The sequence below is a fragment of the Microbacterium galbinum genome (assembly GCF_023101185.1).
GTDB classification, from domain to species: domain Bacteria; phylum Actinomycetota; class Actinomycetes; order Actinomycetales; family Microbacteriaceae; genus Microbacterium; species Microbacterium galbinum.
Genome location: NZ_CP078077.1, coordinates 130,937 through 153,543, shown reverse-complemented (window position 1 = coordinate 153,543; position 22,607 = coordinate 130,937). Strand labels below are relative to the sequence as shown.

Genomic DNA, 22,607 nt, shown 5'->3' with positions numbered 1-22,607 from the left:
GAACGGCCCGTCCGCGGCTCAGCGGGCGGCGCCTTCGAGGGTGCCGGTCACGGTGCCGTCGTAGCTGTAGATCAGGCACTGCATGGTGCGGTCTCCGCCGGCCCACGACGTCTCCGTCGGAGTGAGCCACCAGTAGTCCAGCTCGGACTCCTCGTAGGCGATATCGGCGAAGTCCTCGAACTCGGGCTCGCACTCGCGGATGGCCGCGTCGGCGAGTGCTTCCTCGCCGGGGAACTCTCCGTCCGGTAGATCGAACTCGTAGTAGATCTCGTCGATGTGCGGACCGTCGCACGGCACGATCGTCACCTCGAAGAACTCTTCGCCGTCCAGCCCCTCGGGCAGGCAGTCGCCCACCTCCAGGTCGCTGGCGTAGATCACCTCGCTGCCGGGAACGTCGTCCGCGCTCCCTGACGCGGAGAACGAACCCACGAGGACGAACGAGAGCACGGCCGCGAGAAGCGCTCCGAGCACGGAGACCGCCAGCCCGGCGATTCCCGCCCACTTCCGGGCGCGGAGGAACAGCGATACGAGCGACAGGACGAATCCCGCGCCGAGGAGCAACCATCCGATGAGCGGGATCTGCGGGATGCAGGCCACGATCGTTCCGAGTGCGGCGGCGATGAGGCCGGCGAGTCCGACGGCCGGGAACGGCGCGTGAGAGGCACCGGGGAGTGCGTAGCCGTCGTACGGCGCCGGAATCCCCGGGGCCGACAGGTTCGGCGAGAACTGCGGCGAGGGCGAGAACTGCGGTGCGGACGGGTACTGCGGGTAGGCCGCTGCAGAGGGGGACTGCGGCGCCGACGGATATGCAGGTGCCGAGGGGTACTGCGGCGCGGCGATCGGCGATGCCCCCGGCGGTGCGGTGGGCACCGGCGGGGCGAGGGGCGGCGTGTACGGCGGCACGAACGGTGCAGGCTCAGGAGACATGAGCGCGGGGGCCGCGGAGGCGGCTACGTGCGCCGTCCATCCCGATCCGTCCCACCAGCGCTTCTGCCCGGATCCGTCGTCGTACCAGCCTGCGGGAGTCGACACCTCGGTGGTGCTCTTCGTCTCGACGCTCCGCGGTCAGCGGGCGCTGGCCTCGACGGTCACTTCCGCGACGTCCTGCAGCAGTTCGTCGGTGATGATGATCGTGTAGGAGTCACTCTGCGCGACATCGAACGACAGCGTGCCCTGCGCGGTCTCGCCCGGGGCCAGCTGGGCGGACTCGAGCGTGGCGTCGCCGAAGTAGTCGTAGGTGCCTTCGTTGCCGTCGGCATCGATCACCGTGAAGTAGAGCGGGTTGACGGAGGTGTCGCCGCTGATGGCCTCCCACGTGAGCTCGACCGAGAGGTATCCGCCGTTCTCGGCCTCGAAGCTGGAGCCGTTGGAGGTGCCCCAGGACGCGTCGGTGATGGTGACCTCGCTCTCGCCCGAGTACTGGTTCACCGTGACGGGAGAGCCCATCGTGCCCTCGACGATCTCGCCGGAGTCCTCTCCGCCGTCGGTGCCGATCGAGGGCACGGGCGGGGGCGAGTACGACTCCGCGGTGTCGATGGCGATCTGGGCGATGCCGAACGTGAAGAACACGATCGCCATGATGCCGCCGACGATGCCTCCGAGGACGGACACTCCGATTCCCGTGATTCCCGGCCACTTCTTGCCCTTGAGGAAGAGCGACACGATCGAGACCACGAGCCCGGCGAAGAGGAGGATCCAGCCGAAGACCGCGGTCAGCAGGAAGCACACGAGGATCGTTCCCAGCACGGCGAGACCGAGTCCGACCAGGCCGAGCACCGAGATCGGGCGGGGCTCGGCGGCGGGGGAGCCGGGGTACGGGGTGTACCCGCCGGGGGCGCCGCCGTAGGGAGCGCTGCCGGGGTATGCGCCCGTCGGAGCGACGCCGTAGGCCGGAGCGCCTCCGGGGGCGGTGGTCGGATAGCCGGGTGCCGCGTAGGCCGGCGCTGCGTAAGCGGGTGCCTCGGGAGCCACGTAGGCCGGGGCCTCGGGAGCGACGTAGGCCGGGGCCTCGGGAGCGACGTAGGCCGGGGCTTCGGGGGCGACGTCGGATGCCGGCGCCTCGGCTGCGGCATCCGCATGTGCCGACGGCTCGTTCTCTTCGGCGACCGCGATGGTCGCGTCCACCTCGGCCTCGGTCGGGACGACGGGGAGCGGCTCCTCGGCGGCTTGCGCGGTCGGCTGCTCGGAGACGGTGGTCGTCTCGGGAGCGCTCGCTTCGGGAGCCGTCGCCTCGGGAGCGAAGTGCTCGGTCCACTGCTCGCCGTCCCACCAGCGCTGACGCCCGGAACCGTCGTCGTACCAGCCTGCAGGTGTCGTCATGGCATCCCCCTCGGATCTCACGTCCGCGTGGATGGCGCGGACTGCCACTTCATGTATAGCAGTGGCTCGTGACATCGACGGAGACGGATGTCGAACGATGCCTTCTCGCACGTCCGGCCCGCGCGGGGTGTCGCGCGCGGCGCGGGAGGGGAGCGCGCTTAGGCTCGTACCGCCATGATTCGGTTCGAGAACGTCACGAAACGCTACCGCGGGACGTCCAAGCCCGCCCTCTCCGGAGTCGACTTCGAGGTGCAGCGCGGGGAGTTCGTCTTCCTCGTGGGTGCCTCGGGTTCCGGGAAGTCGTCCTGCCTGCGGCTCATCCTGCGCGAGGACGTGCCCACCACGGGCCGCGTCGCGGTGATGGGCCGCGACCTCCGTTCGCTCGCGAACCGCAAGGTGCCGTACTTCCGACGCCACATCGGCTCGGTGTTCCAGGACTTCCGCCTGCTTCCGTCGAAGACTGTGTACCAGAACGTCGCCTTCACCCTCCAGGTGACCGGTTCGTCGCGGGGCTTCATCCAGCAGGCCGTTCCCGAAGCATTGGCCCTGGTCGGTCTCGACGGCAAGCAGAAGCGCATGCCGCATGAGCTCTCGGGCGGTGAGCAGCAGCGCGTCGCGATCGCGCGCGCTCTCGTCAATCGCCCCCAGGTGCTGCTCGCCGATGAGCCGACGGGAAACCTCGACCCCGCCACCTCTGTCGACATCATGCAGCTCCTCGCACGTATCAATGCGGGCGGAACGACCGTGCTCATGGCCACACACGAGGCCGGTTTCGTCGATCAGATGAAGCGCCGCGTCATCGAGCTCCGCGACGGCGTGATGGTGCGCGACGAGGTGCACGGCGGTTACGGCGACACCTCCAACATCCCGCGTCTCGTTCCCGAGGAGGTGCGCGGCGCCGCCGCCGCGGCCGCGCTCACGGCGGTGCAGGAGGTGCAGCGCCAGACGTCTGATCTGTCGATCGTGCGGGCCGCACTGACCGAGGAGCTCAGCGCGCAGCGCAAGGCCGCGGCATCCGCTCCGACACCCGCCTCCCCCGCGCCTGTGCCGACTCCCGCCGCCGCCGCGGCAGCCGCTCCGGCTCCGGGCCAGGTCCCCGCCGCGGCTCCCGCGGAACCCGTCGCCGATGAGGCTGCGCCCGCCGAAGCCGACGCCGCGCCGACGTCTCCCTCCACCGGTCCGCGCACGCATCCGATAGTCCTTCCCGAGGTCGACGTCGCCGAGCTCGGCGTCGCCGACAGACTCGGCCTCTCCAGCGGCGACGACGAGGAAGTGGGTCCGACCTCATGAGAATCGGACTGATCCTCACCGAGGCCCTGCTGGGCCTGCGCCGGAACATCTCGATGGTGATCTCGGTCGTGCTCGTGACGTTCGTGTCGCTCACCTTCGTGGGCGCGGCGATCCTGATGCAGTCGCAGATCGGCGTCATGCGCGGCTACTGGAGCGAACGCGCCCAGGTCGCCGTGTACATGTGCTCGGCGGTGTCGGAGTCCGACACCTGCGTAGACGGGGCTGCAAGCGAAGAGCAGGTCGCCTCGGTGCGCGCTCAGCTCGAGGGCGACGCGCTCGCGCCGCTCATCAGCTCGATGACCTTCGACACGAAGGAAGACACCTACGCCAAGCTCGTCGAGCAGGTGGGCGAGGAGCAGGCGAGCGTGATCACCCCGGACCAGGCGTTCGAGGTCTTCTTCGTGACGATGAAGGATCCGGGGCAGTCCCAGGTGCTCTCCGAAGCCTTCAGCGGTCAGACCGGCGTCGAGCAGGTCAAGGATCAGCTGCAATATCTCGAACCGCTGTTCTCGGCGCTCACGGTCGCCACGTACGTGGCTGTCGGGATCGCGGTGCTCATGCTCATCGCGGCGACGCTGCTCATCGCCACGACCATCCGATTGTCGGCCTACGCGCGGCGCAAGGAGATCGGGATCATGCGCCTGGTGGGCGCGTCGAACCGCTTCATCCAGACGCCGTTCGTGCTCGAAGGCGTCTTCGCCGCCCTGCTGGGCTCGGCGCTCGCGAGCGCGGCGATCCTCGCGGGCGTGCACTTCGGCGTGAACGGCTACCTGCGGGGACGCGTGCCCTTCATCACGACCTGGATCGGAATGCAGGATGCCGCGTGGGTCGTGCCGGTGCTGATCGGCATCGGCGTCTTGCTCGCCGCACTCTCGGCGGGCTTCGCGATCCGGCGCTGGCTGCGCACCTGACCATCTCGGCCGGGTCGGAAGTGGCTCGGAGGCACGTGACGCAGGTATGCTGAAAGGCTGTTGTGCGAGCGCACGACACGGATCAGGAGAGCATCATGCCCAGGGAACGCGGGGAGAAGGTCATCGCGACCAATCGTCGCGCACGTCACGACTACAACATCGAGAAGTCGTACGAGGCGGGGATGGTGCTCACCGGCACCGAAGTCAAGTCACTGCGCCAGGGGCGCGCGAACCTCTCGGACGGTTACGCGTTCGTCAAGGGCAACGAGGTCTTCCTCGACTCCGTACACATCCCCGAGTACTCGCAGGGGCACTGGACGAACCATTCGGCCAAGCGCATCCGCAAGCTGCTGCTGCATCGCGAGGAGATCGCGAAGATCGCCCACGCGGTCTCGGCGGGCGGTTACACGCTGATCCCGCTCAAGCTGTACTTCTCCGACGGTCGCGCCAAGGTCGAGATCGCACTCGCCAAGGGCAAGCGCGAGTACGACAAGCGCCAGACGCTCCGTGAGCGTCAGGACACGCGCGAAGCGGAACGCGCGATGCGACTGCGCAACCGCGTCGGCGAATAGCCGCAGGTCACGGCGACGGCGTGAAGCCGAACGCCCGACCCAGGAACGCGAGTTCGCGTTCGAGGGCATCGACGACCGTCTCCGCGCGCCGGAAGCCGTGCCCCTCTCCGGGGTAGAGCACGTACTCGTGATCGACGCCCCGTCGGGCGAGCGCATCGCGGATCGCCTCGGACTGCGACGGAGGCACCACGATGTCATCGGCTCCCTGGAGCAGGAGCACCGGAACGTCGATCCGGTCGGCGTGCGTCAGGGGCGAGCGTTCGACGTACAGCTTCTCGGATGCCGGGAGCGGACCGACGAGGCCGTCGATGTAGTGCTTCTCGAAGTCGTGGGAGTCGGCGACGAGCATCCTCAGGTCGGAGACGCCGTAGCGCGAGATGCCCGCCGCGAACGCGCCCCCGCGCACGAGCGCGGAGAGGACCGTCCAACCACCGGCCGAGCCTCCGCGGATCGCGATGCGCGTCGGGTCCGCGAGGCCCGCCGCCGCGAGGCCGTGCGCCGCAGCGATGACGTCGTCGACGTCGACGACGCCCCACTGGCGGTCGAGCCGCTCGCGATAGGCGCGTCCATAGCCGGTCGACCCGCCGTAGTTCACGTCGAGCACCCCGATCCCGCGGCTCGTGTAGAACGCGAGCGCCGCCGAGGTCGCCCCGGTCACGTGAGCGGTCGGGCCGCCGTGCACCAGCACCAGGTACGGCGGGAGTTCGTCGGCGGATGCCGCAGCACCCGGGTTCGCGGGCGGATACGCGTAGGCGTGCACCGGGCCGTGACGGCCGTCGAAGGTGAGAGCGAGGGGCGGCGGCATCCACGCGGGATCGACGGCCTCGCCTCCGCGGACCGCGACGACGGCACCCGTGTCGAGATCGGCGCACCACACCCCGGAGGTGACGCCCGATCCGTTCCCCGAGAGCAGGACGAGCGAGCCGACGACGTCATCGATGCTCACGTGCCCGTCGCACGGCACCTCGACACGTCGCTCGGAACCGTCGCCGGAGAGGACGACGATCTCGTCGCGGCCGTTCGTGCGCACGGCCACGAGGCGCCCGTCATCGAGAGGCTGGAACCAGCGATTGCCGAGCACCCACAGTCCGTAGCCGGTGTCGGCGTCGGCGGAGGTGAGAGGGACCGGCGCGGCCGTGGGCGCGATCCCGTCGACGGTGACACGGTGCACGGCCCAGCGCCCGTCGCGGTCGTCCGCGAAGAGGAGTTCGTTCTCGGATATCCACTCCGGCTGCAGGGCCGCCCGCGTGGATACCGAGCCCGTCTCGCCGGAGCGCAGGTCACGCAGACGCAGGTGCGCTTCATCCCACGGCATCCGCTCGCCCGACCATTCGACCCAGGCCAGTCTCGTTCCTTCGGGGGAGAGGGAGGGATGGGCGTAGAAGGCGCCGCTCTCGGCGTGCACGATGACGGCGGACGGGGACTCCGCGGCAGATCCGTCGGTCGGGATCTCGACGATCGCCCGACGGTGCTCCGTCGAGGTCAGATCCTCGCGGACGGCGAGAAGGCGGCTGTCCTGCACGCGCAGCCCGCCGTGGGCGGGGCCCGGAGGAGTGAGAGCGACAGGCTCCGTGCCGCGATCGAGCCGGTAGACACGCTGATCGTCGGCCTGGACGAAGAAGAGGGTGCCATCTGCGTCCGCCGTCCATGCTCCACCGCCGTACTCGTGCACGCGCGATCGAGCGCTCCAGGGAGCGGGGAGCACCTCATGTCCGAGCGATGAGCGCACCGTCATGCGACCGCCCTCTGCGGGCACGGACTCCGCCCACCAGATCTCCTCGCCGACGAATCGTGCTCCGTCGAGGCGAGGGGAGGCCGCGGCGACGGATGCCGGGGTGAAGGGCGAGGGCCAGGAACCGTACGGTGACGACATGCTTCGAGCCTATGCGTCGACGCGAGCGCGCCGGGCCCGGGTGTGCGTCAGACCGCGCGGAGGACGGCGACGACCTTTCCGAGGACGACGGCTTCGTCGCCGAGGATCGGTTCGAACGCCGAGTTGCGCGGAAGCAGCCAGGTGTGGCCGTCGCGGCGCCGGAAGGTCTTGACCGTCGCCTCACCGTCGAGCATCGCCGCCACGATCTCGCCGTTCTCGGCCGTGTGCTGGGAGCGGACGACGACCCAGTCGCCGTCGCAGATCGCCGCGTCGATCATGGACTCGCCCGAGACCTTGAGCATGAACAGGTCGCCCTTTCCGACGAGCTGTCGCGGCAGGGGGAAGATCTCCTCGACGTGCTGGTCGGCCGTGATCGGAACGCCGGCGGCGATGCGACCGACGAGGGGCACCAGAGCAGCGTCGCCCACGGGAGTGGCGACATCGGCGGGGTTCTCGGTGCTCGTGCCGGGGAGATCGATCAGGACCTCCATCGCACGCGTCTTGCCGGGATCGCGACGCAGGTAGCCGCTGAGCTCGAGCTGGCCGAGTTGGTGGGTCACGCTCGAGAGCGACTTGAGCCCGACGGCGTCGCCGATCTCGCGCATGCTCGGCGGATACCCCTGCTGGGCGATCGACGCCTGGATCACCTCGAGAATGGCCATCTGCTTGGGGCTCAGGCTCTTTCGACGGCGTGTGCGCGGTGCCTCGGGATCGGGGGCGGTGATCTCGCTCATGATGCTCCTTCGGTGCGCGATTCCGGCGTCCTTCTTCGAATGTCGGAGGCCCGTGGTTCGGTGTTGGTATCGAAACCGTATCCGAGAAAAGCGCGGATGTGGAAGATCTGTTCGAGCGTGTCGGTGAAATCGCGAACGTGATTTCGAAGAAAGCTTGACAGATATTCGAATTCGAAGATATCTTCGGAACGTAGCTTCGCACTCGCCCCTCCCGGCCGAGAGGCGGATGCGAACGCTACGCCAACGTGGTCATCGCTCGCGGGTGATGACAGACCTCCGGTTCACCGGAGCAAGGCAGAGGAGAACGACATGAGCAGCATCACCTTCAGCACCGCAGCCGTCCGTCCGGTCCGCCCGGCGACGCGTCTCCGGCTGACGGCGCGCGGTCGTCGTGTGCTGCTCGCTCTGGCTGCGCTTCCTCTCGCATTCGGCATCGCCTTCGCCGCGCTCAGCGGCGGCAGCGCGCTGGCGACCGGCGAGGGGGCCGGCACGGTGACGTTCGAGACGGTCACCGTGATGCCCGGCGACACGCTGTGGTCGATCGCGGCCGAGGTCTCGCCCGAGTCCGACCCGCGAGAGGTGATCGGCGAGATCACTCGTCTCAACATGCTGCAGGGCGGCGTTCTGCAGATCGGCCAGGAGCTGTCGATCCCCGCGGAGTACGCGAGCTGACTCGTCCGGCCGTCGTCCCCACCGCAAAAGGCGGTAACGCGGAGAGCGGCCCCGGCTGTGCGGCCTAGCATGGAGTGGTGACTTCTTCGCTCGATGATCTCCCTCTCCGCGACGATCTCCGAGGGCTCACCCCGTATGGGGCACCTCAGGCGCCGCTCCCGATCGCTCTGAACGTCAACGAGAACACGCATCCCGTACCGGATGCCGTGGCAAGCGACATCCTCGACGACATCGCGGTCGCGCTCCGCGACGTGAATCGCTACCCCGACCGCGAGTTCACGGCTCTCCGTGAGGGCTTCGCGCAGTACCTCGGTCACGGCCTCGACGCCTCGCAGATCTGGGCGGGCAACGGCTCGAACGAGGTGCTCCAGCACATTCTCCAGGCTTTCGCCGGCCCGGGGCGGACGGTCTTCGGCTTCGCGCCGACGTACTCGATGTACCCCTTGCTGGCGCAGGGGACGGGCGCGCGCTGGGTGGCGGGGGAGCGCCAACCCGACTATACGATCACCCCGGAAGAGGCGGTCGCTCAGATCGAGCAGGTGGATCCCGACGTGGTGCTCCTGTGCTCGCCGAACAATCCGACGGGGACGCCGCTCGGACTCGACGTCATCGAGGCCGTCTATGCCGCCGCGCGCGGTGTGGTCGTGGTCGACGAGGCCTATCACGAGTTCGCTCCGCACGACGCACCCTCGGCGCTCACGCTGCTGGAGGGACGCCCGCGGCTCGCGGTGTCGCGCACGATGAGCAAGGCCTTCGCCTTCGCCGGAGCGCGGGTGGGATACCTGGCCGCCGATCCCGCGTTCATCGACGCCCTGCGTCTCGTGCGATTGCCGTACCACCTGAGCGCGCTCACCCAGGCGGCGGCGGTCGCCGCGCTGCGCAACTCCGACGTCATGCTGGGCATGGTCGAGGAGATCGTCGCGCAGCGCGATCGGATCACCGCGACGCTCGAGGCGCTCGGATACACGCCTCACGAGTCCTGGTCCAACTTCGTGCTGTTCGGCGGCGTCTCCGATCCGAAGGCCACGTGGCAGCGTCTCTACGAGCAGGGCGTGCTCGTCCGTGACGTCGGGATCCCCGGCCACCTGCGCGTCACCGCGGGCACCGAGGCCGAGACCACGGCGTTCCTCGATGCGCTGGCCTCGATAGAATCGGCCTCATGAGCACCCCCACCCCGGCCCCGCGCACCGCGCGCCGCGTGCGCAGCACGTCGGAGTCCACCGTCGAGCTCGAGCTGAACCTCGATGGCACCGGCGCCAGCCGCATCGACACCTCCGTTCCGTTCTTCGACCACATGCTCACGGCTTTCGCCAAGCACTCGCTCACCGATCTGACGGTGCGGGCCTCGGGCGACACCCACATCGATGCGCACCACACCGTCGAGGACATCTCGATCGTGCTCGGCCAGGCGATCGGTGAGGCGCTCGGCGACAAGGCGGGCATCTCGCGCTACGGCGATGCGCTCGTGCCGCTCGACGAGGCGCTCGCCCAGGCCGTCGTCGACATCTCCGGCCGTCCGTACCTCGTGCACGAAGGCGAGCCTGCCGGCTTCGAGCAGCACCTCATCGGCGGACACTTCACGGGCTCGCTCGTCCGGCACACCTTCGAGGCGATCGCCTTCAACGCGGCGCTCACCGTTCACGTGCGCGTGCTGGGTGGTCGCGACCCGCACCACATCGCCGAAGCGGAGTACAAGGCCTTCGCCCGCGCTTTCCGGCAGGCCAAGGCCCTCGACCCGCTGGTCGACGGCATCCCGTCGACCAAGGGCGCGCTGTGACCCGCACGCCCCGGGTCGCCGTCTTCGACTACGAGTCCGGCAACGTGCACTCCGCGGTGAAGGCGCTGGTCGCCGCCGGAGCGGATGCCGTCCTCACTCGCGATCGCACCGAGGCGCTCGAAGCCGATGGACTGCTCGTGCCGGGTGTCGGCGCGTTCGCCGCGGTCCGTGACGCCCTGCGGGCGCACGGCGGAGACGACATCATCGATCGTCGGCTCGCGGGTGGACGCCCGGTCATGGGGATCTGCGTCGGGATGCAGGTGCTCTTCGAACGCGGTGTCGAACGCGGGCAGAACACCGAGGGACTGGGGGAGTGGCCGGGAGCGGTCACCGAGCTCAACGCCTCGGTCCTCCCGCACATGGGTTGGAACACGGTGTCCCCTGGACCCGACAGCATCCTGTTCGACGGCATCGAGGACGAACGCTTCTACTTCGTGCACTCGTACGCGGCTCAGACCTGGGAACTCGACGTCATCCCGCCGTTCCCGCAGCCCGTTCTCACCTGGACGACCTACGGTGATCCGTTCCTGGCCGCGGTCGAGAACGGCCCGCTCACCGCGACGCAGTTCCACCCGGAGAAGTCGGGGGACGCGGGCATCCGTCTCCTGCGCAACTGGACCCGGAGCCTCTGAGAGGCGCCGCCCGGCGTCATGCATTTTGAGGCCCGTGCGGCCGCAGAGTACCCTCGAATCTCGTGCCCGCAACGGGCGCCGAGCCCCCACACCAAGGACGTCATGAACGACTTCGCACAGTCTCCCTCTCTCACGCTGCTCCCCGCAGTCGATGTCGCCGGTGGCAAGGCCGTGCGCCTCACGCAGGGCGAGGCCGGCACGGAGACCAGCTACGGAGATCCGCTGGATGCCGCCGGCGAATGGGTCTCGCAGGGCGCTCAGTGGATCCACCTCGTCGATCTCGATGCGGCGTTCGGCCGGGGGAGCAACGCGCCGATCCTGCGCAAGGTCATCAAGCAGTACCGAGGCGTGAACATCGAACTCTCGGGGGGAATCCGCGACGACGCGACCCTCGAGGCCGCTCTCGAGAGCGGAGCGACCCGGATCAACCTCGGCACGGCTGCGCTGGAGAACCCGGAGTGGGCGGCCGACGTGATCGGCCGTTACGGCGAAGCGATCGCCGTCGGTCTGGACGTCCGCGGCACGACCCTCGCAGCACGTGGGTGGACGAAGGAGGGCGGCGACCTCTGGGAGGTGCTCGACCGCCTGGAGGACGCGGGCTGCAGCCGTTACGTGCTCACCGATGTGACGAAGGACGGCACGCTGCGCGGCCCGAACCTGGAACTCCTGCGCGAGGTCACCGCCCGTACGCCCAAGCCCGTCGTCGCCTCGGGCGGCATCTCAAGCCTCGACGACATCGCCGCGCTGCGCGAGTTGGTGCCGCTCGGAGTCGAGGGCGCCATCGTGGGCAAGGCCCTGTACGCCGGGGCGTTCACCCTTGCTGAGGCGCTGGATGTCGCCGGCGACTGACGACTCCTGCGGTCACGGCCCGCACGGTCACGGTTCCCACGATCACGCGGGTGCGGCGGACCGTGGCGACTCCGCCGGCGTTCCGTGGGAGGGGCGCAGTTTCGAGGCGAACCAGCACGCCGCCGATGACGGCTCCGCCGATCCCGCCCTGCTCGCCGCGCTGCTGAGTTTCCGCGCGGGTTCCGGCAGCCAGGTGGAGGTCGTGGACGCCTTCCGCCATGCGCGGGTGCTCATCCCGCTCGTCGCCGAGAAGGGCGAGGAGGGTGTCGCCCCGAGCGGACTCGCCGTCGACAAGACGCAGGAGCTCTCGATCGTGACGGTCGCGGCACCCGACGGGCGTCGCGTGCAACCCGTGTTCTCCTCGGTGGAGGCGATGCAGCGATGGGACGCGTCGGCGCGACCCATCCCCGTCGAGGCCGTTCGCGCGGCTCTCGCGGCATCCGCCGACGACACCGATCTGATCGTGCTCGACCCGACGTCGGAGACCGAGTTCGTGATCCGCCGCCCCGCGGTGTGGGCGATCGCGCAGGAGCACGCGTGGGAACCGAGCTTCCTCTCGCCCGAGGTGTTCGCCGCCCTGCAGGCGAGCGTCGCGCAGGAGCTCGCGGTGATCGACGTGGCCGTGGCCGCGGGGGATCCGGATGCGCGTCTGCGGGGTCCCGAACTGATCGTGATCCTCGAACTCGTCGACGGACTCGAGCGAGAGGTCCTCGACGCGGTGCTCGCCCGCCTCGCTCAGCGCTGGTCGTCTGACGACCGCATCGCCGTCCTGGCGGACTCCCTCACCGTCAAGCTCCGCCGCAGCGCCTGACCGTCGCTGCTTCGCTCACGGCGTCGACTGCTTTCGGTTCGACGATGAGTGCGGGCGGAGCGATGCTGCCCGAACGAGCATCGGGAGGGGCCCGCGAAGCGGGAGGGTCCCCGTTCTGCGAGAGAGGGCAGCATCGCGCAGCTCGCCCCCGAGGTCATGCATCCCCGAGAAACTAGTTGACCGGCCCGGTCCACTTCTCGCCCGGCCCCTTGCCGATCGGGTCGGGGATGACGGAAGCCTCGCGGAAGGCGAGCTGGAGCGAGCGCAATCCGTCGCGCAGGGAGCGCGCGTGCATGTCGCTGATCTCGGGGGCACCGGCGGTGATGAGTCCCGCGAGGGAGTTGATGAGCTTGCGCGCCTCGTCGAGGTCGAGCTGATCCTGCGCGTTCGGGTCGTCGGCGAGACCGAGCTTGACGGCGGCCGCGCTCATGAGGTGCACGGCGGCGGTGGTGATGACCTCGACGGCGGGGACGTCGGCGATGTCGCGCGTCGCGGACGACGCGGCCTCCTCCTGCCGTGCCCAGCGCTCTTCGCGCTCGCGGTCAGCCTCGTTGGATGCCTGGTTCGTCACTTCGCCTTGCCTTCTGTTAGACTTTGTCGGGCTCCGGAGCGTCATGCTCCGGCACGAAAGAGGATTCACTTCCCACCCGCGCTTGCCGTTCCAGGCTACCGGGTCTTGCACTCCACCGGATCCGCTCGCAGAGCGGGGCGGTCGTCAGGGTGCGAAGCCGGCTTCTGAAGGCCGGTGGGTGGGGACGATTCTGATTTCGCCCGGAATGCTGACAGCATCCCGGTGGCCGAATCCCATCGTCTAAGGAGTTCCGCATCAGCGATCCCCGCACCAATGAGCGCATCCGCGTCCCCGAGGTCCGCCTCGTCGGCCCCGCGGGTGAGCAGATCGGCGTCGTCCGCATCGAGGCGGCGCTGCGCCTTGCGCAGGAAGCCGACCTCGACCTCGTCGAGGTCGCACCCAACTCGAAGCCGCCCGTGGTCAAGATCATGGACTACGGCAAGTTCAAGTACGAAGCCGCCCAGAAGGAGAAGGAGGCTCGCCGCAACCAGGCGAACACCGTTCTCAAGGAGGTCCGCTTCCGCCTGAAGATCGAGGCGCACGACTACACGACCAAGCTCAAGCGTGCCGAGGGCTTCCTGAAGGCCGGCGACAAGGTCAAGGCCATGATCCTGTTCCGCGGCCGCGAGCAGTCGCGTCCCGAGCAGGGTGTGCGTCTGCTGCGCAAGTTCGCCGAGGACGTCGCGGAGCTCGGAACCGTCGAGTCGAACCCGACGATCGACGGTCGCAACATGGTGATGGTCGTGGCTCCGCTGAAGAGCAAGTCCGAGGCCAAGCAGGAGCAGAACGCCGTTCGCGACGCGCAGCGCGCCGCCAACAAGCAGGCTGCCCGCGAGGCGAAGGCCGAGGCTCCGGCCGAAGCCGCCGCGGAGTGACACCCGCCCCACACACTCCCGCACCGCGGGTTGACACCGTCGCCTGAGAAGGCGCCATACGAAGGAAGAGAAGATGCCGAAGCAGAAGACCCATTCGGGTGCGAAGAAGCGCTTCAAGATCACCGGCAGCGGAAAGCTGAAGAAGCAGCAGGCTGGCATGCGTCACAACCTCGAGCACAAGTCGAGCCGTCGCACCCGTCGCCTCAACCAGGACCAGGTTCTGTCGAAGGCAGACGCCAAGGTCGCGAACAAGCTTCTCGGTCGCTGACGCGCCGAACGCACGATAGGAATACAGGAAAATGGCAAGAGTCAAGCGGGCGGTAAACGCTCACAAGAAGCGCCGGGTCATCCTCGAGCGCGCCTCCGGTTACCGCGGCCAGCGTTCGCGCCTCTACCGGAAGGCCAAGGAGCAGGTCATCCACTCCCTGGTCTACTCGTACCGGGACCGTCGCAAGCGCAAGGGTGACTTCCGTCGCCTCTGGATCCAGCGCATCAACGCTGCGGCACGCCAGAACGGCATTACGTACAACCGCTTCATCCAGGGCCTCGGCCTCGCGGGTGTGACGGTCGACCGTCGTATGCTCGCCGACCTCGCGGTCAACGACGCAGCGACGTTCACGACTCTCGTCGAGACGGCCAAGAAGGCTCTGCCTTCCGACGTCAACGCTCCGAAGTCGGCTGCGTAAGCAGCGATCTCTTCAGAAGGCGCTCTCCTCCGGGAGGGCGCCTTCTGCTTTCTCCGGACGCGCTGTCCACCTGGAGCGCACGCCGGCGTCGAGCGCAGCGGCCACCGCGACGGCGCAGAGGTAGACGACCAAATCCCGGGGATCGAATCCCGAACCCAGCACCAGGTGCACGGGTGGGAACGCCTGGCCCAGGGCGTGCGGGATGCCGGTGAGTTGGGCGAACTCGACGGCAGCGCACACGAGGGCGGCCGACACCGTGATCGCGACGGAGCGCGCACGGGGGAGCGCGCAGGCGATGAGCGCGTAGATCAGCACGGCGTAGAGGCCGTCCCCGGCGATGTCCCCGGCCGGCCCCTCGGCGAGACCGTGGACGAAGAGGCCTGCGCCGATGACTCCCGCAGCCGCTGCGGCGCAACCGATCCGTCGGCTTCGCCTCGCCCGCGGGGACGATGGGCTGTCGGTTGTCACGCCCGCACCCTATCGATCGGACCTGGAACTGCGCCTGCGTCAATGGCTCGGCGCGGGGAAGGTGTTCCCTAGACTGTGATCGTGCTGGAGAACCCCCGCTCCCCCCGAGTCCGAGCCGTCGCCAAGCTGACGAAGCGAAGCGCACGAACCGAGACAGGGCTTTTCCTCCTCGAAGGGCCGCAGGCCGTCCGAGAGGCTCTGACCTACCGTCCCGAGGCGATCGTCGAGCTCTTCGCGACCCCGACCGGGTGGGAGAGGCATCCCGACATCCGGGCTCAGGCCGCAGATGCCGGCATCGATGTCGAGCACGTCACCGAGTACGTCCTGAACGCGATGGCCGATACGGTCACTCCGCAGGGGCTCGTGGCCGTCGTCCGGCAGACGCCGACGTCCGTGCGCGACGTCTTCGCGGCATCCCCTCGCCTGGTCGCGATCTGCCAGGAGGTGCGCGATCCCGGCAACCTCGGGACGATCATCCGCGCGGCGGATGCGGCGGGAGCGGATGCCGTCGTCCTCACCGGACGCACGGTCGATCCGTACAACCCCAAAGTCGTGCGCGCCACGACGGGATCGCTGTTCCACCTCCCGGTCTCGGTCGGCGGGGAACTCGAAGACGTCATCACCCGCGCGCACGAAGCCGGTCTGCGCATCCTCGCCGCGGATGTGAAGGGCGACGACCTGCTCTCCGCGCGCGCCGAGGGCGTGCTCGCCGAGCCGACCGGGTGGCTGTTCGGAAACGAGGCGCGAGGCCTGGAGGACGATGCTCTGGCGCTGGCCGATCGCGTTCTGCGCCTCCCGATCTTCGGCAAGGCGGAGTCGCTGAACCTGGCGACCGCGGCGAGCGTGTGCCTGTACGAGAGCGCGTTCGCGCAGCGCGCCGCGACGGTCGGCTGATACTTTTGCTCCTGCCCGTCCGTCACCGCCGACGGAGAGAGGAGGGGAGCGCATGCGGATACTGATCGTGGAAGACGACGATCGCGTCGCCGCGGCGCTCGACGCCTTCCTCGCCCGTTCGGGGTATGCGACCGTGAGGGCGTCCGACGGCGCCGCGGCGATGGATCTCCTGGGGGCGGACACCGAGGTCGTCCTCCTCGATCTCGGTCTGCCCGACGTCGACGGCATCGATCTGTGCCGCCGTATCCGTGGCCGCTCCGACGTGCCGATCGTCGTCGTGACGGCGCGCAGCCAGGTCACCGAGCGCATCAAGGGGCTGCGGGCTGGCGCCGACGACTTCGTGGTGAAGCCGTACGACGTGCACGAGCTCCTCGCCCGGATCGAGGCGGTGACACGGCGCTCGCGAGCGGTGCGCCCCGAGTCCGACGGCGTGGTCACGATCCACGGCGGTGCTGTCGCGATCGATCTCGTGGCACGGCAGCTCCGGGTCGACGACCAGGCGGTCGACCTCACGCCCAAGGAGTTCGACATCGTCGCGGTGCTCGCGCGCTATCCCGGAGTCGCCGTTCCGAAGGATCGACTCATCCGCGAGGTGTGGAACACCGATTGGCGCGGCTTCGGTCACTCGCTCGAGGTGCACGTCGGAGCCATCCGTAAGAAGACGGGCTCGCACCGGGTGATCGAGACGGTGCGTGGCGTCGGCTATCGGCTCGTGGGGTCGTAGCCGGTGCGCAAGCGGCTCGTGATCGTGTTCCTGGTGCCCCTGGTCGCGATCCTCCTCTCCCTCGGCGGCGCGACCGGATGGAGCGCCGCGCGCAGCATCCAGCAGGCGGTCTACACCGAACAGATCGGTGACCTCGGCTACTTCGCCACGACGGCCCGGCAGGCGCTCCGCTCGGATGCCGCCGGGGTGTTCGAGGGCGAGGCGCGCAGGTTCGAGCAGGTCTACGGGATCGAGATCGCGGTGTACGACCTCACCGGATCCGTCTGGGCGGCGAGCGAGTCGGAGCCGGGGGTGCTCTCCGAGGAGGAGGCCGAGCAGGTGCGACTCGCGCTCTCCGGCCGCCGCGCGGAGGCCCCGGAGGCCTTCTTCCCCTGGATCATCTCGGACGCCACGATGGTCGAGCCGGTGTTCGACGACGGCGATGTGATCGGCGCGGTGATGATCTCGGCCGAGGTGGAGGCTCCGCGCACGGCGATCCTGCAGCAGCTGCTGATCCTGATCGGGGTCGCCCTCGTCTCGATCTCCCTGGGCGTTCTCCTGGTGTTCCAACTCGCCCGGTGGGTGCTCTCGCCCGTGCGGCGGCTCGACGATGCGATGGTGGCGATCGAGCACGGTGAGATGGATGCGCGCGTCGCGGAGGACACAGGGCCGCCCGAACTGAGGCGTATGACGAGGGTCTTCAACGGCATGGCCGAGGAGATCGAGCGCAGCCTCGCCCGCCAGCAGGAGTTCGCGTTGAACGCCTCGCATGAACTGCGCAATCCTCTCAACGCGCTGCTGCTGCGCGTCGAGCACCTGGCGACGGGGCTCGATGACGACTGGAAGGACGACATCGAGGAGACGCGCGAGGAAGGGCGTCGGATGGCTCGGATCCTCGAGACCATGTTGAACCTCGCCCGCAGCGGTCGCGCCGATTCGATGTTCTCCGCGGTCGACCTCACCACGCTCGTCGAGCGTCGCAGCGATGCCTGGCGCGAGGTGGCGGGGCCCCGCGGCATCGGCTTCCGACGCACGGGGGAGGGGATCGTCATGTGCGTCACCGATCGCACGATCGTCGAGAGCGCACTCGATGCGGTCATCGACAACGCCGTGAAGTTCTCGCCGCCCGATTCGGTGATCGAGCTGGGGGTGGAACGCGACGGCGAACGCTGTCGGTTGACCGTGCGGGATCGCGGGCCGGGGCTCGCCGGGGATCAGGTGGAGTACGCCACCGACAGATTCTGGCGCAGCGCCGACAGCGACGACACCCCGGGTACCGGACTCGGGCTGGCGATCGCCACCGATCTGCTCGCATCCATCGGCGGCGAACTGGTCGTGTCGTCGCCGGAGGGCGGGGGTCTCCTGGTGTCGCTCGTGCTCACGAACGGGGGGTTCGAATGACCAGGGATCGGATGCTCCGGCTCGCGCGCCGTGCCGCTGCCGCGGTCTGCGCCGCCGTCGTCGTCCTCGGCGCGAGCGGGTGCAGCCCGCGCGCGGGCGAGTGGGCGGAGGGCACGGCCGTCATCGCCGGCGGAGGCACGACGGGGGTCTACTTCGATTACGGCGGGCACTTCGCCGAGGAACTCTCGACCGCGCTCGGCGTATCGGCCGAGGTGACGGAGACGGAGGGCTCCGTCGACAACCTGCGCAGGGTCGCGTCCGGCGAGGCCCTGCTCGGCTTCGCCCAGGGCGATGCGGCCGCGGATGCCGTGGCCGGACGCGGCGCGTTCGACGAGCCTCTCCCGATCCAGGCGGCGGCGCGCCTGTACGACGAGTACGTGCACGTCGTCGTGCGGGCGGACTCCGAGATCGACGACATCACCGATCTCACCGGGCGGACGGTGTCGCTGGGCGCCGTCGGATCGGGCGTCAACGTCATCGCCACGCGCATCCTCGACGTCGCCCGGGTGGATGCCGGGTCGGTGAGCAATCCGCAGCTGGATCTGCGCGAGTCGATCGCCGCGCTCGAGAGCGGCGAGATCGACGGGTTCTTCTGGGTCGGGGGGCTGCCGACGCCCGGCATCGAGAACCTCTCGGGTTCGCTGCCCCTGCGGCTGCTGCCGATCGAACAGGACTGGGTCAACGCCGTCAACGCACGGTATTCCGACGCGTACCGTTCGTCGGACTTCCCCGCGGGCGCCTACGGGATCGCGCAATCGGTGCCGACGATGGCCGTTCCGAACTACCTGATCGTCGCGTCCGCGACCCCGGATGCGGTCGTCAAGGACGTGCTCACGGTGCTCTTCGACGCGCGCTCGCGCATGGCGGAGGACGTGCCGGCGGCGGCGCTCCTGAGCCGCCGTCAGGCGATCTTCACCGTGCCCGTGGACCTCCATCGCGGAGCGGTGGACTTCTATCGCGATCAGCGCGGATGACGGCGCCGCGCCCCTCGGGGACCGCTGCGTAACGCCCTTGTTACGACCCTCAAGAAATCCTCAAGAAGTCTGACAGCGCCCGGGGGCTCTGCGATCGTGAGGTCGGTCGCGCACCGTTCGACGATGAACGCGGATGCCCGTGGGGACGGGTGGCGCGACGACTGAACCCACCGGGGCCGACCCCCGATCGAGCACTGCCGACGACCTGGCGAGTTTGGAGAAAAGATGACCACCGGTAAAGCCCTTGTCGTGGTCGACAACGTGCAGAAGCACTACGGCGAGTTCCAGGCTCTGACCGATATCGACCTCACCGTGAACGCCGGCGAGGTCGTCGTCGTGATCGGCCCGTCCGGCTCGGGCAAGTCGACCCTGTGCCGCACCATCAACCGCCTCGAGACGATCACCAGCGGGACCATCAGCATCGACGGCAAGGCGCTGCCCGCCGAGGGACGCGGCCTCGCCGAACTCCGCGCTGACGTCGGCATGGTCTTCCAGTCGTTCAACCTGTTCGCCCACCTGACGATCCTCGAGAACGTCACCCTCGGCCCGATCAAGGTGCGCGGCCTCAAGAAGGCCGACGCCGAGCGCGAGGCGATGGAGCTGCTCGAGCGCGTCGGCGTCGCCAAGCAGGCGTCCAAGCTTCCGGCCCAGCTCTCGGGCGGGCAGCAGCAGCGCGTCGCGATCGCGCGAGCGCTGGCGATGCATCCGAAGGTCATGCTGTTCGACGAGCCGACCAGCGCGCTCGACCCCGAGATGATCAACGAGGTGCTCGACGTCATGGTCGAGCTCGCGCACGAGGGCATGACGATGATCGTCGTCACCCACGAGATGGGCTTCGCCCGCAAGGCGGCCGACCGCGTGGTCTTCATGGCCGACGGTCGGATCGTCGAAGAGGCCACGCCCGAGGAGTTCTTCACCCATCCGAAGAGCGATCGCGCCAAGGACTTCCTCTCGAAGCTCCTGACGCACTGATCACCCCAGACCCTGCACCCACAGCACACGAAGGAGACGCACATGCGACGCACACGGACACTGGCAGGTATCGGAATCGCGGCGGTGGCGCTGCTCGCGCTCACCGCCTGCAACAGCGGAACCCCGTCGAGCACGGGCACCGGCGGCGGCGACGACGGCGGCGACGCCTCGAGCAGCACGCCCTGGACGGTGGCGACCGATGTCAGTCTCGACGGCAGCCCGACGTTCGACCGGATCTCGTCCAGCGGGACGATCAAGGTCGGCGTCAAGGAGGACCAGCCCGGGCTCGGCTACCTCGACCCCGTGACGGGCGAGCGCACCGGTTTCGACGTCGACATCGCACGCTGGATGGCCGCATCCCTCGGGGTCGACCCCGAGAAGATCGAGTTCCAGGCGATCGCCTCGGCGAACCGCGAGCAGGCGATCGTGAACGGTGACATCGACTACTACGTCGGCACCTACTCGATCACCGACAAGCGTAAGGAGCAGATCTCCTTCGCCGGTCCGTACTTCGTGACGGGCCAGGGCCTCCTCGTCGGGGCCGACAGCGACATCGAGAGCGTCGACGACCTCGACTCCTCGACCACGGTGTGTTCGGCCACGGGCTCCACGCCCATCCAGAACATCAACACCAACTACCCCGAGGTTCCCACCAAGGAGTACGACACCTACTCCAAGTGCGTCGAGGACCTCAAGAACGGCCAGGTGGACGCCGTCACGACCGACGAGGCGATCCTCATCGGCTACGCGGCTCAGGACCCCGACAACCTCAAGGTCGTCGGCGAGCCCTTCAGCGAGGAGCGCTACGGCATCGGTGTGGCGAAGGATGACACCGCACTCGTCGAGTACTTCAACACGCAGCTGACCGACGGCGGCGACGTCTGGGAGCAGATCTTCGAGAACAACCTCGGAGCCTCCGGAGTCAAGGCGACCCAGCCCGAGGTCGACCCGATCAGCTGATCCGAGCGGGGCGGCCGATATCCTCGGCCGCCCCGCCCATCGGCAGAGCGTCGCGCCAATTCGAATCGACAGGAGCACCAGTGGGAGTCATCACCGACCACCTCGATCTCTGGGGGGAAGCGCTGTGGGGAACGATCGCGCTGTTCCTGGGTGGAGGTCTCATCGCGATCGTCCTCGGACTGATCGTCGGCGCGGCCAGAGTGTCCCCGGTCCCGATCGCCCGCGCGGTCGGCGGCGTCTACGTGAACTGGATCCGCAACACCCCGTTGACCCTGGTCATGTTCTTCTTCGCGTTCTGCCTGCCGATCCTTCTCGGCGAACGCGTCAATTCCCTCCTGCTCGCGGTCATCGCCCTCGGTCTCTACACGGCCACCTACGTCGCGGAGGCGTTGCGCGCCGGCATCAACACGGTGCCCGTCGGGCAGGCTGAGGCCGCCCGGGCGATCGGCCTGAACTTCGGTCAGGTCATGCGCTACGTCGTGCTGCCGCAGGCGACCCGATCCGTCGTCCCCCCGATGATGAGCGTGCTCATCGCCCTTATGAAGAACACGACCGTCGCGGCGGGCTTCTCCGTCGTCAACCTGGGAACGATCCGCGCCGCACTCAGCGAGCGCGGCGAGAGCGCCCTGGTCGTGCTGCTGTGGGTCATGGTCATCTTCGTCGTGCTGGTGCTGTTGCTCGCCTGGGTCCAGCGAGTGCTCGAGAACAAGTGGAGGATCTCGCGATGAGTTCCGTTCTTTTCGACGTCCCCGGTCCCCGCGCCATCGCGCGCAACAGACTCATCGGAGTCGCGACCGTGCTCGTGGTGCTCGCCGTGCTCGGCTGGGTCGTGTGGCGGCTCTTCGCCACCGGGCAGTTCTCGGCGGAGAAGTGGAACATCTTCTCCTACTCCGCGGTCTGGGTCCGCTTCGGCGAGGGGCTTCTCAGCACGCTCGCCGCCTTCGCCGCGGCCGGCGTCGGCTCGCTCGTCCTCGGCTTCGTCCTGGGCATCGGGCGTCTCTCTGAGCACGCCTGGGTCCGGGAACCGGTCCGGTGGATCATCGAGGTGCTGCGCGCCGTCCCCGTGCTCGTCCTCATGATGCTGCTGTACTACGGCCTCCCCGTCGTCGGCATCAAGATGTCGCCCTACTTCGCGGTCGTGATCGCGCTCATCGTCTACAACGGCTCGGTGCTCGCCGAGGTGCTGCGCGCCGGTGTCGAGTCGCTGCCGCGCGGGCAGGCCGAGGCCGGGTACGCGATCGGACTCCGCAAGAGCGGGGTCATGTGGTTCATCCTCCTGCCGCAGGCCGTGCGATCGATGATGCCCGTGATCATCGCGCAGCTCGTCGTCGCGCTGAAGGACACGGCTCTCGGCTTCATCATCACGTACCAGGAGCTGCTGTATGTGATCAACCAGATCGGCAACCAGGCGCCCTACGGCTCTCCGCTCATCCCTGCGGCGATCGTCGGAGGCTCCATGTACGTCGCCGTCTGCCTGGTGCTCTCCTACATCGCGTTCCGTCTGCAGCGCCGTACCAAGCGTTCGCCCAAGGCGGGAGACGCGGCTCCGGACCCGCGTCAGCACGCCGGCGAGACGAACACCGAACTGATCACCCTGCAGCGCGGCACCGACAGCGGGCGAAGCGCGGCCCCCGGAGCATGACGGTGGCGGGATCGTCCGATC

26 protein-coding genes are annotated in these 22,607 nt (G+C 68.7%); 20 read left to right on the top strand and 6 right to left on the bottom strand.

Features of this window, described 5'->3' with window-relative positions; genetic code table 11:
- Positions 1 to 18: 18 nt before the first annotated feature.
- Positions 19 to 1,032 carry a DUF2510 domain-containing protein gene (locus KV396_RS00845; protein WP_247956545.1) on the bottom strand — a complete coding sequence of 338 codons (1,014 nt, stop codon included), beginning with the start codon at positions 1,030 to 1,032 and terminating at the stop codon, positions 19 to 21.
- A 33-nt stretch (positions 1,033 to 1,065) separates the two neighbouring features.
- The gene (locus KV396_RS00840) at positions 1,066 to 2,319 is read right to left on the bottom strand and encodes a DUF2510 domain-containing protein (RefSeq protein WP_247956544.1); all 1,254 of its coding nucleotides are present in this window, start codon (positions 2,317 to 2,319) and stop codon (positions 1,066 to 1,068) included.
- Positions 2,320 to 2,493: 174 nt separating this feature from the next.
- Here KV396_RS00840 and ftsE point away from each other — a divergent pair, with 174 nt between their 5' ends.
- From ftsE to smpB, 3 genes are all read left to right on the top strand, one after another.
- Entirely contained in the window at positions 2,494 to 3,609 is a 1,116-nt protein-coding gene (gene ftsE, locus KV396_RS00835) for a cell division ATP-binding protein FtsE (RefSeq protein ID WP_247634389.1), read from the top strand.
- Positions 3,606 to 4,520, top strand: a complete 915-nt coding sequence (ftsX, locus tag KV396_RS00830) for a permease-like cell division protein FtsX (protein WP_247956543.1) — start codon at positions 3,606 to 3,608, stop codon at positions 4,518 to 4,520. The genes ftsE and ftsX overlap by 4 nt, the downstream gene beginning before the upstream one ends.
- Positions 4,521 to 4,615: 95 nt before the next feature.
- Entirely contained in the window at positions 4,616 to 5,092 is a 477-nt protein-coding gene (gene smpB / locus KV396_RS00825) for an SsrA-binding protein SmpB (protein WP_247956542.1), read from the top strand.
- A 7-nt stretch (positions 5,093 to 5,099) separates the two neighbouring features.
- Here smpB and KV396_RS00820 read toward each other — a convergent pair whose 3' ends face one another.
- Together KV396_RS00820 and lexA are read right to left on the bottom strand one after the other, a co-directional pair.
- A complete protein-coding gene (locus KV396_RS00820) occupies positions 5,100 to 6,965 on the bottom strand; it encodes a S9 family peptidase (protein WP_247956541.1) in 1,866 nt (621 codons plus the stop codon).
- 47 nt (positions 6,966 to 7,012) lie between these two features.
- A complete protein-coding gene (gene lexA / locus KV396_RS00815) occupies positions 7,013 to 7,699 on the bottom strand; it encodes a transcriptional repressor LexA (RefSeq protein ID WP_247625332.1) in 687 nt (228 codons plus the stop codon).
- A 309-nt stretch (positions 7,700 to 8,008) separates the two neighbouring features.
- Between lexA and KV396_RS00810 the strand changes: the two genes are divergently transcribed.
- The 6 genes from KV396_RS00810 (at position 8,009) to KV396_RS00785 (ending at position 12,440) form a co-directional block, all read left to right on the top strand.
- Positions 8,009 to 8,371: a LysM peptidoglycan-binding domain-containing protein gene (locus KV396_RS00810; RefSeq protein ID WP_247956540.1), complete on the top strand. Its 363-nt coding sequence runs from the start codon at positions 8,009 to 8,011 to the stop codon at positions 8,369 to 8,371.
- Positions 8,372 to 8,448: 77 nt separating this feature from the next.
- Positions 8,449 to 9,534, top strand: a complete 1,086-nt coding sequence (locus KV396_RS00805) for a histidinol-phosphate transaminase (RefSeq protein WP_247956539.1) — start codon at positions 8,449 to 8,451, stop codon at positions 9,532 to 9,534.
- Complete coding sequence (gene hisB / locus KV396_RS00800; RefSeq protein WP_247625335.1) at positions 9,531 to 10,148, top strand: imidazoleglycerol-phosphate dehydratase HisB; 618 nt, start codon at positions 9,531 to 9,533, stop codon at positions 10,146 to 10,148. Before KV396_RS00805 ends, hisB begins: the two co-directional genes overlap by 4 nt.
- Positions 10,145 to 10,780: an imidazole glycerol phosphate synthase subunit HisH gene (gene hisH / locus KV396_RS00795; protein WP_247625336.1), complete on the top strand. Its 636-nt coding sequence runs from the start codon at positions 10,145 to 10,147 to the stop codon at positions 10,778 to 10,780. The genes hisB and hisH overlap by 4 nt, the downstream gene beginning before the upstream one ends.
- Before the next feature lie 102 nt (positions 10,781 to 10,882).
- A complete protein-coding gene (gene priA, locus KV396_RS00790; RefSeq protein ID WP_247634394.1) occupies positions 10,883 to 11,629 on the top strand; it encodes a bifunctional 1-(5-phosphoribosyl)-5-((5-phosphoribosylamino)methylideneamino)imidazole-4-carboxamide isomerase/phosphoribosylanthranilate isomerase PriA in 747 nt (248 codons plus the stop codon).
- On the top strand, positions 11,613 to 12,440 hold the full coding sequence (locus KV396_RS00785; RefSeq protein WP_247956538.1) for an SseB family protein: 828 nt from the start codon (positions 11,613 to 11,615) through the stop codon (positions 12,438 to 12,440). Before priA ends, KV396_RS00785 begins: the two co-directional genes overlap by 17 nt.
- A gap of 172 nt (positions 12,441 to 12,612) precedes the next feature.
- Here the strand turns inward: KV396_RS00785 and KV396_RS00780 are convergent, their stop codons facing one another.
- Positions 12,613 to 13,011 carry a DUF1844 domain-containing protein gene (locus tag KV396_RS00780; protein WP_247956537.1) on the bottom strand — a complete coding sequence of 133 codons (399 nt, stop codon included), beginning with the start codon at positions 13,009 to 13,011 and terminating at the stop codon, positions 12,613 to 12,615.
- Positions 13,012 to 13,241: 230 nt separating this feature from the next.
- Here KV396_RS00780 and infC point away from each other — a divergent pair, with 230 nt between their 5' ends.
- The 3 genes from infC to rplT all read left to right on the top strand — a co-directional run bounded on the left by infC (position 13,242) and on the right by rplT (position 14,572).
- Positions 13,242 to 13,886 carry a translation initiation factor IF-3 gene (infC, locus tag KV396_RS00775; RefSeq protein ID WP_308194271.1) on the top strand — a complete coding sequence of 215 codons (645 nt, stop codon included), beginning with the start codon at positions 13,242 to 13,244 and terminating at the stop codon, positions 13,884 to 13,886.
- A gap of 73 nt (positions 13,887 to 13,959) precedes the next feature.
- Positions 13,960 to 14,154 carry a 50S ribosomal protein L35 gene (gene rpmI / locus KV396_RS00770; RefSeq protein ID WP_247625340.1) on the top strand — a complete coding sequence of 65 codons (195 nt, stop codon included), beginning with the start codon at positions 13,960 to 13,962 and terminating at the stop codon, positions 14,152 to 14,154.
- A gap of 31 nt (positions 14,155 to 14,185) precedes the next feature.
- Positions 14,186 to 14,572: a 50S ribosomal protein L20 gene (rplT, locus tag KV396_RS00765; RefSeq protein ID WP_045252681.1), complete on the top strand. Its 387-nt coding sequence runs from the start codon at positions 14,186 to 14,188 to the stop codon at positions 14,570 to 14,572.
- A gap of 12 nt (positions 14,573 to 14,584) precedes the next feature.
- On the opposite strand, the gene KV396_RS00760 is transcribed toward rplT, so the two are convergent.
- Entirely contained in the window at positions 14,585 to 15,040 is a 456-nt protein-coding gene (locus tag KV396_RS00760; protein WP_247956536.1) for a ribosomal maturation YjgA family protein, read from the bottom strand.
- An 81-nt stretch (positions 15,041 to 15,121) separates the two neighbouring features.
- Between KV396_RS00760 and KV396_RS00755 the strand changes: the two genes are divergently transcribed.
- The 8 genes from KV396_RS00755 (at position 15,122) to KV396_RS00720 (ending at position 22,586) form a co-directional block, all read left to right on the top strand.
- Positions 15,122 to 15,934, top strand: coding sequence for a TrmH family RNA methyltransferase (locus KV396_RS00755; RefSeq protein ID WP_247625342.1), 813 nt, complete (start codon positions 15,122 to 15,124; stop codon positions 15,932 to 15,934).
- A gap of 52 nt (positions 15,935 to 15,986) precedes the next feature.
- A complete protein-coding gene (locus KV396_RS00750; RefSeq protein ID WP_247625343.1) occupies positions 15,987 to 16,658 on the top strand; it encodes a response regulator transcription factor in 672 nt (223 codons plus the stop codon).
- A gap of 3 nt (positions 16,659 to 16,661) precedes the next feature.
- The gene (locus KV396_RS00745) at positions 16,662 to 18,038 is read left to right on the top strand and encodes a sensor histidine kinase (RefSeq protein WP_247956535.1); all 1,377 of its coding nucleotides are present in this window, start codon (positions 16,662 to 16,664) and stop codon (positions 18,036 to 18,038) included.
- The gene (locus tag KV396_RS00740; RefSeq protein WP_247956534.1) at positions 18,035 to 19,012 is read left to right on the top strand and encodes a TAXI family TRAP transporter solute-binding subunit; all 978 of its coding nucleotides are present in this window, start codon (positions 18,035 to 18,037) and stop codon (positions 19,010 to 19,012) included. Before KV396_RS00745 ends, KV396_RS00740 begins: the two co-directional genes overlap by 4 nt.
- A gap of 225 nt (positions 19,013 to 19,237) precedes the next feature.
- Positions 19,238 to 19,984 (top strand): amino acid ABC transporter ATP-binding protein, encoded by a 747-nt coding sequence (locus tag KV396_RS00735; RefSeq protein ID WP_247625346.1) that lies wholly within the window; start codon positions 19,238 to 19,240, stop codon positions 19,982 to 19,984.
- Positions 19,985 to 20,026: 42 nt separating this feature from the next.
- Positions 20,027 to 20,944, top strand: coding sequence for a glutamate ABC transporter substrate-binding protein (locus KV396_RS00730; RefSeq protein ID WP_247625347.1), 918 nt, complete (start codon positions 20,027 to 20,029; stop codon positions 20,942 to 20,944).
- An 80-nt stretch (positions 20,945 to 21,024) separates the two neighbouring features.
- On the top strand, positions 21,025 to 21,672 hold the full coding sequence (locus tag KV396_RS00725) for an amino acid ABC transporter permease (protein WP_247625348.1): 648 nt from the start codon (positions 21,025 to 21,027) through the stop codon (positions 21,670 to 21,672).
- Positions 21,669 to 22,586 carry an amino acid ABC transporter permease gene (locus KV396_RS00720; RefSeq protein ID WP_247956533.1) on the top strand — a complete coding sequence of 306 codons (918 nt, stop codon included), beginning with the start codon at positions 21,669 to 21,671 and terminating at the stop codon, positions 22,584 to 22,586. The genes KV396_RS00725 and KV396_RS00720 overlap by 4 nt, the downstream gene beginning before the upstream one ends.
- Positions 22,587 to 22,607: the final 21 nt, after the last annotated feature.

Excerpts from the sequence above, each read along its gene's own strand:
- KV396_RS00840 (WP_247956544.1), bottom strand. The coding sequence starts at position 2,319 with ATGACGACACCTGCAGGCTGGTACGACGACGGTTCCGGGCGTCAGCGC.
- ftsE (WP_247634389.1), top strand. The coding sequence starts at position 2,494 with ATGATTCGGTTCGAGAACGTCACGAAACGCTACCGCGGGACGTCCAAG.
- ftsX (WP_247956543.1), top strand. The coding sequence starts at position 3,606 with ATGAGAATCGGACTGATCCTCACCGAGGCCCTGCTGGGCCTGCGCCGG.
- smpB (WP_247956542.1), top strand. The coding sequence starts at position 4,616 with ATGCCCAGGGAACGCGGGGAGAAGGTCATCGCGACCAATCGTCGCGCA.
- KV396_RS00820 (WP_247956541.1), bottom strand. The coding sequence starts at position 6,965 with ATGTCGTCACCGTACGGTTCCTGGCCCTCGCCCTTCACCCCGGCATCC.
- lexA (WP_247625332.1), bottom strand. The coding sequence starts at position 7,699 with ATGAGCGAGATCACCGCCCCCGATCCCGAGGCACCGCGCACACGCCGT.
- KV396_RS00810 (WP_247956540.1), top strand. The coding sequence starts at position 8,009 with ATGAGCAGCATCACCTTCAGCACCGCAGCCGTCCGTCCGGTCCGCCCG.
- hisB (WP_247625335.1), top strand. The coding sequence starts at position 9,531 with ATGAGCACCCCCACCCCGGCCCCGCGCACCGCGCGCCGCGTGCGCAGC.
- priA (WP_247634394.1), top strand. The coding sequence starts at position 10,883 with ATGAACGACTTCGCACAGTCTCCCTCTCTCACGCTGCTCCCCGCAGTC.
- KV396_RS00785 (WP_247956538.1), top strand. The coding sequence starts at position 11,613 with ATGTCGCCGGCGACTGACGACTCCTGCGGTCACGGCCCGCACGGTCAC.
- rpmI (WP_247625340.1), top strand. The coding sequence starts at position 13,960 with ATGCCGAAGCAGAAGACCCATTCGGGTGCGAAGAAGCGCTTCAAGATC.
- rplT (WP_045252681.1), top strand. The coding sequence starts at position 14,186 with ATGGCAAGAGTCAAGCGGGCGGTAAACGCTCACAAGAAGCGCCGGGTC.
- KV396_RS00750 (WP_247625343.1), top strand. The coding sequence starts at position 15,987 with ATGCGGATACTGATCGTGGAAGACGACGATCGCGTCGCCGCGGCGCTC.
- KV396_RS00740 (WP_247956534.1), top strand. The coding sequence starts at position 18,035 with ATGACCAGGGATCGGATGCTCCGGCTCGCGCGCCGTGCCGCTGCCGCG.
- KV396_RS00735 (WP_247625346.1), top strand. The coding sequence starts at position 19,238 with ATGACCACCGGTAAAGCCCTTGTCGTGGTCGACAACGTGCAGAAGCAC.
- KV396_RS00730 (WP_247625347.1), top strand. The coding sequence starts at position 20,027 with ATGCGACGCACACGGACACTGGCAGGTATCGGAATCGCGGCGGTGGCG.
- KV396_RS00720 (WP_247956533.1), top strand. The coding sequence starts at position 21,669 with ATGAGTTCCGTTCTTTTCGACGTCCCCGGTCCCCGCGCCATCGCGCGC.